This window comes from Mucilaginibacter conchicola, from assembly GCF_003432115.1.
In the GTDB taxonomy this organism is placed as follows: Bacteria; Bacteroidota; Bacteroidia; order Sphingobacteriales; family Sphingobacteriaceae; genus Mucilaginibacter; species Mucilaginibacter conchicola.
In genome coordinates this window covers 1,160,311-1,173,814 of the sequence record NZ_QWDC01000002.1, presented here as the reverse complement: position 1 = coordinate 1,173,814, position 13,504 = coordinate 1,160,311, and the positions used below count along the sequence as shown (strand labels likewise).

9 protein-coding genes are annotated in these 13,504 nt (G+C 44.9%); 4 read left to right on the top strand and 5 right to left on the bottom strand.

Annotation, left to right across the window (positions count from 1 at the left end):
- Positions 1-38 precede the first annotated feature (38 nt).
- From D0C36_RS15040 to D0C36_RS15025, 4 genes are all read right to left on the bottom strand, one after another.
- Positions 39-1,130, bottom strand: coding sequence for an alkaline phosphatase family protein (locus D0C36_RS15040; protein WP_117392426.1), 1,092 nt, complete (start codon positions 1,128-1,130; stop codon positions 39-41).
- Between the two features lie 58 nt (positions 1,131-1,188).
- Entirely contained in the window at positions 1,189-2,787 is a 1,599-nt protein-coding gene (locus tag D0C36_RS15035) for a SusD/RagB family nutrient-binding outer membrane lipoprotein (RefSeq protein ID WP_117392425.1), read from the bottom strand.
- 20 nt (positions 2,788-2,807) lie between these two features.
- Complete coding sequence (locus tag D0C36_RS15030) at positions 2,808-6,107, bottom strand: SusC/RagA family TonB-linked outer membrane protein (protein WP_117392424.1); 3,300 nt, start codon at positions 6,105-6,107, stop codon at positions 2,808-2,810.
- 183 nt (positions 6,108-6,290) lie between these two features.
- Complete coding sequence (locus tag D0C36_RS15025; protein ID WP_117392423.1) at positions 6,291-6,881, bottom strand: phosphonate degradation HD-domain oxygenase; 591 nt, start codon at positions 6,879-6,881, stop codon at positions 6,291-6,293.
- Between the two features lie 156 nt (positions 6,882-7,037).
- Here D0C36_RS15025 and D0C36_RS15020 point away from each other — a divergent pair, with 156 nt between their 5' ends.
- From D0C36_RS15020 to D0C36_RS15005, 4 genes are all read left to right on the top strand, one after another.
- Positions 7,038-7,625, top strand: coding sequence for a helix-turn-helix domain-containing protein (locus D0C36_RS15020; protein WP_117392422.1), 588 nt, complete (start codon positions 7,038-7,040; stop codon positions 7,623-7,625).
- Positions 7,626-7,700: 75 nt separating this feature from the next.
- Positions 7,701-8,405, top strand: coding sequence for an HAD-IA family hydrolase (locus D0C36_RS15015; protein ID WP_117392421.1), 705 nt, complete (start codon positions 7,701-7,703; stop codon positions 8,403-8,405).
- Entirely contained in the window at positions 8,392-9,702 is a 1,311-nt protein-coding gene (locus D0C36_RS15010) for a DUF5690 family protein (RefSeq protein WP_117392420.1), read from the top strand. Before D0C36_RS15015 ends, D0C36_RS15010 begins: the two co-directional genes overlap by 14 nt.
- The gene (locus tag D0C36_RS15005) at positions 9,699-10,835 is read left to right on the top strand and encodes a TIGR03364 family FAD-dependent oxidoreductase (RefSeq protein ID WP_117392419.1); all 1,137 of its coding nucleotides are present in this window, start codon (positions 9,699-9,701) and stop codon (positions 10,833-10,835) included. The genes D0C36_RS15010 and D0C36_RS15005 overlap by 4 nt, the downstream gene beginning before the upstream one ends.
- A 74-nt stretch (positions 10,836-10,909) precedes the next feature.
- On the opposite strand, the gene D0C36_RS15000 is transcribed toward D0C36_RS15005, so the two are convergent.
- Positions 10,910-13,315: a glycoside hydrolase family 127 protein gene (locus tag D0C36_RS15000; protein WP_117392418.1), complete on the bottom strand. Its 2,406-nt coding sequence runs from the start codon at positions 13,313-13,315 to the stop codon at positions 10,910-10,912.
- Positions 13,316-13,504: the final 189 nt, after the last annotated feature.

Sequence of the window (13,504 nt, the reverse complement as noted above, 5' to 3'; positions counted from 1 at the left end):
GCAGGCTTTATAAAATTATTAATTGCTAACCCGGGTAGTTATTTTAAAACAGTACCGATAGCATCCCCTACCTCGTGGCCGGCATTCTTTTTAAAATCGAAGCCAAGCAATTGGGCAATAGTTTGCGCCAGTTGTTTGTGGTAGGTTGTGGTTGATGTTTTTATTTCGCCAAGGCCTTTAGTATCGGGGCCAATAACGGCAAACCAGGTTTGCTCGGCGCCTTTAATATCAGCACCGTGGCTGCGCCAGGTATCAATAGGTGTTTCGCCGCGGCCATGGTCGCAGGTTATTAGCAAAGTAGTTTTGTCTTTGTATAACGGATCAGCCTGTACCATTTCCCAAAGGGTTTTAATGTAGCCATCTTCCTGGCGGGCACGCTCAAGGTAGGGTTTGTATTTGCCTTCGTGCGCCATGTCATCGGTCTCGTCAAAAGCCATGTATAATACACGTGGTTTGTACTGCTTCATGTACTCCTTGGTAAACTCGTAAGTAATGAAATCTGAACGGGTAGAGTCGCCCAGGTAACGCGGCACATCTTTTTGCAGCTCGTTCAAATATTTCAAACGGTCATTAGCATCCGTATTTTTCAGATCGGCATAGCCCGAATACACAGGCAAACCGGAGCGACTAACATTCAGGATCTGCGGAAAACGTTCCCATGATGAGAATGCGATAACTTTACCCTCATAACCTTTTTGTTTGTTGATAAACTCCAGCACGTTCATATTCGGGTTGGTGATTGGGTCGTTGGTGTTCATGCGCACATCCGGGAAACCAGTGAAGATCTCGTTATAACCCGGATATGAAAAGCGATAAGGGTTGGCTACCTCATCTTTGCTGCCCAAGTCGCGGTTTCCATAGATCTGCCCCTGAGTGCTTACAACCGACCATAAAAAAGGGAAAAGCAGTTTACGGCGTTCGGCAGAGGTTTGTGCCCAAAATTGCTTCTTCACCTCATCTTTATCATCCGTATATTTTGAGTTGATCAAAGCAGAATCCGCTCCGCGGAAAACATCCTGCCAACGCATGCCATCAAGGGTAACAATAATAACGTTCTGGGTTTTGTGCGATTGTGCAAAGGCTCCCGCAAATAGGGTTACCAATAACAATATCAAAAGAGATTTTTTCATAAGCGATAAGAAAAAAGAACGGCCGTTATTGCTAACGGCCGTTACATATTAAATCAAATTATTTCAGGATCCACATAACGCCGTTAATATCGTCGTTGCCATTGTATTGGCTTTTAAGGGCATTTTGGTAGTTAGCAACGTTTGCGGTACGCTCGCTATCAAAATAGGTAAAGCGTTTGGCTATACGGCTGCTATTACCAGTACCCGGGCCGGTTGTAAAGTTTGGCACACCGGTGCGGCGGTAAGTAAAGTACGACTCTAAACCCGAGTGACGGAACAACGCAAGGTATTTTTGCTGCAGTATTTTGGTGACACCTGCTGCTCCGGCCTCGTATTTAACGCCTGCCTGGTTATAGTAGGTATTAAACGCTACCGTGATAGGGAATGTATCATAGTTGCCCTCAGCCTTCACGTCTGTTGAACCCGGGCGGTAGAAGTAAGCAATGAAAGTACCGGTTTCCGGGATACCATAAGATGCCATTGACGCTTTGATACCATTCTGGTAAAACGCCTCTGCACTGCCTGTTGCCCAACCGCGGTTAATACCTTCGGCAATGTTAAACATCAGCTCAGGGTAACCTATCTGGATACTTGGCTCGCCGGTGTAGGTTGAGTAGAAGTGCTTACGGTTAATGAACGAGTACTTTTGCAAACCGGCATTGTTGTACATGGCACCCTGGTCTTCACCCGGATCGGCGCCTACGAATGATGCAAAATCGGTAGCGCTTTTATGTTGTTTATCAACCAGGTCGCGCGAAGGCTCGGCAGTAACATAAACACGAGGGTCTTTCAAAGAGGTAAGCAAGCCAACATAAGTTGATGACATGTTTTTACGTGATCCGCTTTGGCCGAAGTTGTTCGGGTTCATCGGGTAAAAGTTTGCAGGCGTTACAAACACATACTGCATGTTATCCGCAGGGCCTTCCATCAACGGATATTTAGTTGGGTTGGCAATAATGCTTGCAAAACGGCTGGTTATTTTTAAATCTGCGTCGCCGGTTTTAGCGCTCAGTTGTATCAGCAAACGGATGTAAAGGGCGTTAACTGTTTTCTGCCATTTTTTAAGATCGTTATTGAAATAGATATCGTTCTTTAAAATAGCACCTTCACCCGTACCAAAATCATTTGGTTTAGCTATTAACTGGCCAAGGTCGCTGTTGGCGCTCTCCAACCAATCTAATGATTGCAGCATTATAGATTTTTGGGTATCATAAGCCGGTTCCAGTTTATCAAGGCCTTTTAAGGCTTCGTTCATCGGCATATCGCCCATCTCCAGGCTCATTTTGCTGAAAAGGTAGGCCTTAAAAAATTTACCCAGAGCCTCGTAAGGGTTAATGGCAGCACCACCGGTTGCGGTAGCCTGTTTCTCCATAGCCAAAACGTTTTTAAGCGTAGTGTAGTAGTTATCACCGGCACCAAGGTCATAACGGTTGTTGCCGTAGTAATCGTAATTGTACAGGTAGTATTGTGCAATGATCTCTTTCTGGCCATCAGGCAATTCAGAAACATCGTTAAGGATCCCGTTAAAAAGCAACGATGCCGGTACAACGTTAGCTACGTTGGTATTTTGCGAAAGCTCGTCAAAGCTCTTTTTACAGCCGGTTACTGAAAGCAGCAGGGCCGCAGGCAGTATATATTTCTTTAATATCGTTTTCATGATTTACTGCTTATCAGTTATTAGAATGATACGTTTAGGTTAAAGCCATAGCTACGCACGGTTGGCGACTGCAAACCGCTTAAGCTTGTGGCATAGTTATACTGGTCAAGGTCAACATCTTTAAAGCGCTTGTCTTTATAGAAATAAAGCAGGTTACGACCGTATACAGATACAGTAGCTTTTTGCACGAAGGTGTTTTTAAGCAATTGTTTAGGGAAATCAAAGCCTAAAGTAACCTCGCGCAACTTTGAGAAAGTTTTGCTCATCAGGTTTGCTTCATCTACGTTGTAGTATTTACTTACGTAATCCTGTACAAAGGTTTTGGTTCCGTTTTGCTTGTATTGCAGGTCGCCGTAGTTAATAACGTTACCGTTTGAGTCGTAGTTGATAGGCATCGGTTTACCATCGGCACCTTTGTTTGCTATCTGTACACCTTCGCCAATATAGCTACCGCTGTAGCCGGCTTTGCCATAGTTAGACCAATCCTGGTAGCGGGCAGCGCCTAACGCACCTTCTGCAGTTTCTATGTTAGCACCACCACGCATGGTTTTGTTGTGCATATAATCAACCATTACACCGCCAACCGAGCCATCAAACTGGAAGCTCATGCTGAAGTTTTTGTACTGTAACTTGTTGTTAACAGCCCATGCATATTTAGCATTCATGTTACCCAGATATTGTGGCCTTGGGTTAGCAAGCGGCTTGCCGGCTTCATCATTAATGATCTTACCATCCGGTGTTCTTACGAATGCTGTACCGTACAATTTATCGGTACGGTCGCCGGCTTTAAAGAAGGTTTGGTAAGTATCCTGGCCCTCAGGCAACTCAAGGTATATATCCTTAAAGGTTGATACGTTAACTAATACGTTCCAGGTAAAACCACCCATGTTTTTGATAGGTGTACCTTGTAATGATAGCTCGTAACCTGTTTTACGGGTTTTAAGCGCATTAACATACTCAATAGTGTAACCGGATGCTGTTGAGATCTGGTTAGCCAATATCTGCGGACCATCTATATACTGGAACGCAGTAGCAGTTAAACCTAAACGGTTTTGCAGGAACTTGATATCGAAACCTTCCTCGTAATTTACACGGGTTGATGTTTTAATACCGGTTTGGAAAAGATAATCTGTTGCAAAACCTGCCGGTTGGTTATTGTAAACTTTACCGGTAGGATAGTAAGAATTTAATGCATAAGACGGGCCGTTATAAGGCGACGCATAAGCAGTACCGTAACCCAGTGGATTGGTCATTAACGGGTTGCCTGTATCAGGGCTGCCACCTAAAGCAGTGATTGAGCTGAACGGCGCAGGGCCAATGGTTGTAGAAGTAGCATCAGCCTTGATGCTCGAGTATGAACCTCTTACTTTAAAGTAGCTGATAGCCTCAGGCAAGGTAACATAATCTGATACCACAGAGCTTAACGAGAAGCTTGGATATACGTAAGTAGTTGGTTTTTGGAATGCCGATGATTTATCAACACGCAGCGTGTGCGATAAAGTAGCATATTTACCAAAGCTTGCATCAATTGAGTAGTAAGCACTCAGTACGCGCATATCAGACCTAAAGCTGCTTGCCTGTACGTTGTTAAGCGAGTTGCTGAAAGAGTAAACCTCTGGCACGCTCAGATAATCTGTTGATGCCCAGTTAGAGTTGTAGCTAAGGTTACGCATGTTACCACCCACTAAACCCGATAGGTTTAAGAACTTGGCAATAGTGTAATCATAGTTGATCATCAACTCGGTGTTGTTGTCAAACAGGTTACGGCGGTCTTCGCGGTAATCGCCCATGTTACCTTCACGGCCATAAGGGTGGGCCGAGTATGGCATTTTTTCGGTACGCAGCAAGCTGTAAGTATCCACCTGCGAACGGAAAGTTGCGTTGAGGTTGTTATTGATCTTAAAATTGGCTGATAAATAACCGGTTGTATTGTTTTTGTAATGGCCACGTGTCCACTCTTTAACCATTAACCACGGGTTATGGTAACGGGTATACTCGGCAAATTGTGATTGTGTACCCACTTTGCCCGGCTGCCAAATAGCTTTAATATCAGGAGCGTTAACGTTCCAGTCGGCACCTGTCCAGATAGCAACGTTATAGATCAAGCTATTAGGGCCGTAACTAACATCAGGGAAGTTATCGGTAGTTTGGCGGTTAAAGTTTACGTTACCTTCAAATTTCCAGCGCGGGGTTGGGTTAAATGATGCGTAAAGGTTAGCATTGGCAATATCCAGGTATTGCTCTGGGATGTAGCTGTTCTGGTGTTGCTGTGAAGCCGAAAGGCGGATGTTATAGTTATCGCCGTTAGCAGTTAAAGCAACGTTGTTGTTGGTTTGATAACCGGTGCGCAAAAAGTTCTTCAGGTTATCAGCACCACGTGCGGTGTAAGGGGTAGCCTGGCGCACACCATCAATTACAGGGCTATCATACTGTTTAATCAGCTGGCCTGCAAAGTAAGGGCCCCAAACGTCGTAGTCGGCGTCAACACCACCCGGTGCACCACCTTTACCATCCACAAACTCGTAGAAAGTGTTCTCGCCCGCACCATAAGATTTTTGTACACGCGGGAAAGCCAAAAAGCCGCTGTTGATAACGGTACTGCTGTTAATATCAACAGTAAGGCCTTTCTTGTTTTTGTTACCTTTTTTAGTGGTGATCAAAATTGCACCATACTGCGCGCGGTTACCATAAAGTGCCGCAGCAGCAGGGCCTTTTAGCACAGTATAAGTTTCAATATCATCAGGGCTGATGTTATAAGTATCAGTATTGATAGGGAAACCATCAACCACGTATAATGAAATGGCATTACCACGCAGCCTTACACTTGGTGCGCCCAATAACTCGGCACTTGCACCTACTGATAAACCTGCAACTTTACCGGTTAAGCCGGTGATAGGGTTAGGGTCGCGAGCCATGGTAAGGTCGTCGCCGTTAACGGTTTGTACAGCGTAACCCAGGCGGCGGGCTTCTTTCTTAACACCTAATGCCGTAACAACTACCTCGTTTAAGGTTTTGTTATCGCCTTTAAGCGCTATAACCATATTTTTTGAAGCACCCACGGTTACCTGCTGATCGGCAAAGCCTAAAAATTTAAATACCAACACTTGCCCTTCGGCAGCATTGATAATAAAGCGGCCATAAACATCGGTAGTAGTACCCTGGTTAGTACCTTGTAACATAACACTGACACCAGGCAACGGTTGCTTGGTCTCATCTGTTACAGTACCCGAAATTTTGCTCTGAGCGAGCAAAACCGCAGGCGAAAGGCAGCATATCATTACGATAGTAAGCCTTCTTAAATAGAGGTAAAATTGTTTCATCTGCTTTTAAAATCTGTGTTTGTTTAGTTTGATCTTATCAGCAGCAATAGTAAACTTTGTTTATTATTTATAAACTAAGTTTAGATTAAGTAAACTTTATTGTTAAATCACCCAAAGGTTAAGGCCTGGGGCCAACGGTAATATTTTAGTTACAGAAGAGTATAATTAATTTAACACAGCCATTTATGCAACAGCCTGATTTGCATACAAATGCTTTAAAGCCATTTGTTTCAACTCATTAACACTGGTAACAGGTACGTGTTCTACCTTGGCTTCATCATCCCAATGCCTGAAACGGATGATCAGATCTTTATCAGGATTGGCCTCAAATTCAACAGCTTCTTCAGCTGTCATCACCCCACCCTGAAAGTTTAAGGTAGCGCGGCTGGCCGGCGAGAGCTTTTCGTAATAATCGGGATATTTAAAAGTAAGGTAGCGTTTGGCTATTACATGGCCTTGCACCAGGTTGGCCAGGCGTTTAGAGAACCCTAAATTAAGCAAATAATCGTGCCCAAGTTTTTCATGATCAACATTACCCATGCCATCCATGCTCTCGGCTTCGCCTTCGGCAGCGCACAGGTGGCCAATGTCATGAAAAAACGCAGCAAGCACAACTTCATCGTCATACCCCTCGGCTTTAGCCAGATCAGCAGCCTGTGCCATGTGCTCTAACTGAGACACAGGCTCGCCAATGTAATCTTCGTCGCCATGTTGTTCGTATAAAGCAAATACTTTATCTACAACTTGTTCCGGGGTATAGTGCTCTAATTCCATTCTAATAAATACAAAAGAATAGGGCTATTGTTACCTCTGCATTAAGCCCTGATTATTAAATATAGCTTAACTTTATTTAACATCTGTAAACTTAATTTTTCTTGCTATATGTATATATAATACATACTTTGCCAACTCCAACAACCTAAATAAGTAATGGAAGATGATATACTGATACAGATAAGTAACCGTATAAAAGAGAAACGCCGCGAAAAAAATATCACAGTACAAGAACTGGCAACCAAAGCCAATGTAAGCAAAGGGCTTATATCGCAGATAGAGAACAGCCGTACTATACCTTCTTTAATAGTATTAATAGATATAGTAAAGGCCCTGGATATTGACCTTAATGTTTTCTTTAAAGATATCCGCCACCGCAACGAGAACTTTCCGCTTATTATTAAGCGCAAAAGCGAGTACGAACATTTTGAGAAAGAACATGCCGAGGGGTTCCACTACCAGCGCATTTTTACACAGCTCATTAAAAACTCAACGGTTGATATTGTGATACTTGAACTTGAACCCGATGCCCACCGCCCGCTGGTGGAAACCGAGGCTTACGAGTACAAGTATATTATTGATGGCGAGATAGAATATATTTTTGGTGATGATACCACACACCGTTTAAGCAAAGGCGATAGCATGCTTTTTGATGGCCGCATGTCGCACACACCGCGCAATATTGGCAAAGGCATTGCAAGCATGCTGGTGATCTATTTCTTTGAAGAGAAGAATGTTGGTTAAAGTATTCTTAACAATAGCTTAGTTTATATTTAATAAACATTGTTTAATATTGCTAAACAATAATTCTCATTTAGCATGTCTATTAAACTTGTTGTTTTTGATATGGCCGGCACTACCGTTGCCGACGAAAGTGGCGTAATGGATACTTTTAAAGCATCGCTTGCAAAGTATGGCTATGATGTACCTCTAACAGAAATTGGCCCTTTAATGGGTTACGAAAAAAGGCTGGCCATTAAAACTATGCTGGATAAGCATGAACCAGATGTCGCCAAACTTACTGATGAACTGATAGATAACATTCACCAGCATTTTGTTGATACCCTGGTAAACCATTACCGTAACGCAACAGACCTGGAAGCATTGCCTCATGCCGAAGAAACACTTCTGGCGCTTCGTGGCCAGGGCATTAAAGTTGGCTTAAACACTGGTTTCTCGCGCATTATTGCTGATAGCATCATCAACAACCTGCAGTGGCGCGAGCGTGGCTTGTTCGATTACATGATCTGTTCTGACGAGGTTGCTGCCGGTCGCCCTGACCCGGCAATGATCCACCATATTATGGCCGAAGCAGGCATAACCAACCCTGCCGAAGTTGCCAAAGTAGGCGATACCGAAGTAGATATTAACGAAGGTAAAAACGTAGGCTGTAAATATATTATAGCGGTTACCACCGGCGCCTTCACCCGCCAGCAGTTAGAGCCCTACAGCCCTACCCACATTATTGATGATGTGGCCGATGTTGTAGCAATTGTTACCGAAACAAGCAATGCAACTGCTTAACAACATAAAAAAGCAAGTAGCAAGGTGGCCTTACAGCCTCATCTCTGTTATGGCCGGGCTATCGGCATTTGGGGCATACACATCTATGTATGCTTTCCGCAAGGCGTTTGCAGCCGGCACTTTTACCGGGCACCAGTACCTGCATGTTGATTATAAAGCATGGCTGGTAATAGCGCAGGTGCTGGGTTATATGCTTAGTAAATTCTATGGCATCCGCTTTATTGCCGAAGTAAAATCAAAAAGCCGGGGCAAAAGTATTTTAGTATTGGTTGGCATATCATGGCTGGCCTTGCTGCTATTTGCCGTTATTCCTGCTCCTTACAACATCATTTGCCTTTTTATAAACGGTTTCCCGCTGGGGATGATATGGGGGCTGGTTTTTGGCTACCTGGAGGGTCGCAAGGCTACCGAGTTTATGGCGGCGGTACTTTCTATCAGCTTAATATTCGCTTCGGGCTTTGTAAAAACCGTGGCGCGTAATGTAATGGGCAGCATGCACATCAGCGAGTATGTAATGCCTTTTGTAACCGGGGCAATTTTTGTGGTCCCGCTTCTGCTCTTCGTGTTATTCCTGGAAGTGATGCCGCCCCCAACCGAGCAGGACAGGCAGCTACGTACCGAGCGATCGAGCATGAATGCAACCGAGCGCAGGGCTTTTCTTACCCGTTTCCTTCCGGGTATCATCCTAACCATTATCGTTTATCTTTTGCTTACCGTTATGCGCGATATCCGCGATAATTTTGAGGTGGAGATATGGCATGGCCTCGGGGTTAAAAACAATAACATTTTCGCCAGTATAGATTCGGTGATATCTGTTGCCGTATTGGTGGGCATCAGTTTACTCATCCTCATCAAAAACAACCTTAAAGCATTCGCAGTTATCCATATCTTCATTATCTGCGGATGCCTTTTAGCGGGCGTTGCAACGCTGTTCTTCAATGCCGGTGCTATCAGCCCCATTTGGTGGATGACCATGGCCGGCTTAGGCCTGTACGCGGGTTATGTACCTTACAATGCTATCTTTTTTGAGCGGATGATCGCATCATTCCATTATAAAAGCAACGTAGGTTTTATAATGTACGTAGCCGACGCTATCGGTTACCTGGGCAGTATTAGTGTTTTGTTGTTGAAAGAGTTGGGCAATCCACACATCAGCTGGGACTTATTCTTCAAAAACGGACTAATTATCCTTTCAGTAATAGGCACCTTAAGCGGCATCCTGTCCCTGATATATTTTATGCAGAGTGCGCGTAAAAGCACTAACGAGAAAAAGAACTTAACATTTTTCACAGTATGAGCAACAAAACAGCCATTGTAATAGGTGCCGGTATTGTAGGCCTTGCTACCACGCGTGCATTAGCCATAAGAGGTTACCAGGTTACCGTTTTTGAACGTAACGAGCGTGCCGTAGGTGCATCTATCCGCAACTTTGGGATGGTGTGGCCAATAGGGCAACCAACGGGGCCGCTGTTTGAGCGCGCCATGCTATCGCGCAGCATCTGGAAACAGGTTTGTACCGAAGCCAATATATGGCATGATGAAGTAGGCTCACTGCACCTGGCTTACAACGATGACGAACTGCAGGTAATGCAGCAATACGTTGATGTAAATGCATCAGCGCGCGATTGTGCTTTATTATCGCCAGAGCAGGCTTTGCAAAAATCTGAAGCCGTAAACACCAACGGGCTTAAGGGTGCATTGTGGAGTGGCACGGAGATGATCATCGAATCGCGCGAGGCAATCGGAAATGTAGCTGCTTACCTGGCCGAAAAATATGATGTTAAATTTCACTGGAACACCGCTATAAGCGAAGTTAAAACAAACAGCGTGCGCACCGGCAACCAAACCTACAGCGCCGACGAGATCTTTATCTGCAGCGGCACCGAGTTTGAAACCCTTTACCCCGAGCTATTTGCCGCAGCACCGCTTACCAAATGTAAATTACAAATGATGCGCATGGCTGCACAGCCTAATAACTGGCGCATTGGCCCATCACTTTGTGGTAGCTTATCAATGGTGCATTACCCGGGCTTCCAGGCGGCGGCATCACTGCCTGCATTGCGTGCAAGGTACGAAGAGCAGTATGCCGAATACCTGAAATGGGGCATCCACGTAATGGTATCACAAAACCAGTACGGTGAACTTACCGTGGGCGATTCGCACGAGTACGGCCTGGTGCATGATCCTTTCGACAAAGAATTTATTAATAAGATGATAGTAGATTACCTGCACACTTTCACCAACCTGAAAGATACACGGGTAATACAAACCTGGAACGGCATTTACGCCAAACTTACCAACGGCCAAACCGAACTGATACTTGAAGCCGAACCGGGTGTAACCATCATTAACGGCCTTGGCGGTAACGGCATGACACTTTCTTTTGGCTTATGCGAACAGCTGATAGCCTCGCGTGTTGGCACCGTTTAGTGAATAACCAACTTGATTTAATTGAAAAGGAGCGCCGCAAGGGTGCTCCTTTTTATTTTGTGAACCATTAGCTCTCACTTAACCACCCACTCGTGTATGCCGCTGGAGTTATCTGCAGGTAACTGCACTTCCATCCGCAAAGCTGTGGTGGTAACCGCATCAAAGTTGATGATGTTAAATTTATCCTTGCTGGTAGTGTAGTCGTCTTTATTTTTCACCGGTACCCATTGCCCGTCTTTTTTGTACAATAGCTTGTAAGTAGCCGGGATGCGGCAACCGCCCCAAGGCCCGTCATCATACCAATACACCAGCGATTGGCTTATGGTATGTGCCGTATCAAAATTATATTCCACAAACTCGGTGGTGTTTTTGGCAGGCCACCAGTGTAGATACGGGTAATTGGTGTCTTTAGAATCTGCCGGCTCGTACTGGTCTTTTATGGCGGCAAACATTCTTGTATTTTTCAATGAGGCAGTTACTTTGCTTGTGCTTGCAATGGTTGGTGCCGGTTTTGGCCTCACGGCCGATGTTTCGTACGGGATCCAAACCGTCATTTCGCTGGAGCCGCGGTTGGCCCAGGCATAATAAGGTATGGCCCTAACAGATTGCTCGGTTTGTAAAATGCTGTCGGTTTTCAATTGGCGTACGGCGCTTTTCCCTTCGGTATTAATTACCTCTACACCATTCAGCAAATTGTCCTGATAAGTAGATGTAGCCACGGCATTTTTATCTACCAACAGGTTTTGCACCAGGCTGTCTTTATTATCAGGCCCCTCAAGGCAATAGATGATAGGGCCGCGTTCAAACGCAAACCTGCCCCTATCAGCTTTAACTTTAGCGTTGGCGATAACTTTCTCTATCTCCATAGGCAGCGTTATCGAAACCACATCCCCTTTTTTCCACTTGCGGGTAAATACAGCGTATCCTTTTTCTATGTTGAATGATTTTGCTTGTCCGTTTATTACCACGGTAAGCGGTGTAGGCTTGCTACCAACAAAGCTATACAGATCGCCGGGAACGGGTTGTTGTTTTGCCCATCCCGGTATGCGTACCCTCAGCGTAAACACACCCGCTTTATCAGGGTTAACCGTGATATCCACTTTGCCTTTCCACGGGTAATCTGTTTTCTGGATGATGTTAACATTGCCCTCGGTAAGTTTAATGCTACTGCTGTTGCTCATGAACAGGTTAACGTACAGGTCATTATTGTTTTTTGCGTACACGTAGCCGGGCAACGATGGTAAAAAGCGCGTCATGTTGCTTATGCAGCATGCGCAGCTTATCCAGGCACTGCGTTGGTGCTGAAACATTGATGCCAGCGGGTTAGGATAAAAGAACCTGTTGCCGCTAAGCGATACTCCCGAAAGCAGCCCGTTATAAAGCGTGCGTTCCAACACATCAATATATTTTGAATCGCCGTGCAGCAAAAACATTCTGTTGTTCCAATACACGTTGCCAATGGCAGCACAGGTCTCCGCATAGGCCGACATGTTCGGCAGATCATACGCTTCCCCAAAAGCTTCGCCGTTACCGGTAGCGCCTATCCCGCCGGTTATGTAAAGCTTTTTATTTACCACATCACCCCATATATCATCAATGGCAGCCAGGTAGGTTGTATTACCGGTTAAGGCGGCAATATCGGCCATACCGGTGTACATGTAGGCCGCCCTAACGGCGTGGCCTTCTGCTTCGTGCTGGTCTACAACTTTTTTATCAGCCTGGTTATAGGCATCGCCTTTAGGCCCTCTCACATCTAAGAAAAACTTAGCCAGATCGAGGTATTGCCTCTTCCCGGTTATGCGGTACATTTTTGATAAACCTATTTCCACTATCTGGTGCCCCGGGTACTCTTCAATTTTGCCCGGCCCGAAGGTTTTGGTCAAAAGGTCGGCATTCTTAATAGCAATGTTGAGCAACGTTCGTTTTCCGGTAGCCTGGTAATGGGCCACGGCGGCTTCGTAAAGATGGCCGGCATTGTATAACTCGTGGCTCAGGTCTTCTTCCTTTTCCCAGCGCTTAGCACCTATCCACTCGTGCGGTTTTTTAGCGTTTACGGTTCTGAAGGTGTACAGGTACCCATCCGGCTCTTGTGCGGCACCAATTATACTGATCAAAGTATCCAGGTACATATCAAGCTTGGGGTTCTTCTTGTTCTGCATGGAATACGATGCACCCTCAATAGCCTTATAAACATCGGTATCATCAAACGGAAATTCGCTTAACTTATCTCCGTCTAACTTTTTGGCAGCACGCAAAAAATTATCCATGCGCCCGTTTGCCTTACATTGGGCAAGTACATAAGGGATAGTAACAGTAGCGTTTACTTCCATTTTTGGCTGCCAGAAGTTATCGTTCACATGTACACTGGTAAAGGCAACCGGCTGTATAGGATAATCTTTTTGCTGCGCGGATACGTTGCCCACATACGCCGCCAGTAATACTAAAAGACACGCGAACTTATATTTACGGTTAATGATCATTGTAAATTATTGATTGCTGCGCAAAACGCATGCATATATATTATCAGGGGGAACCTCAGCAGTAGTTAAGATCGCCTCAATTAAACTTCAACTAAGTTAGCATGACAGCAGAGATAGTTTTTAAACGAATTTTGCTTTTAGTAGCAATATTTTAACCCAACAGGTATTATTACACGTTTTTTAACCCGT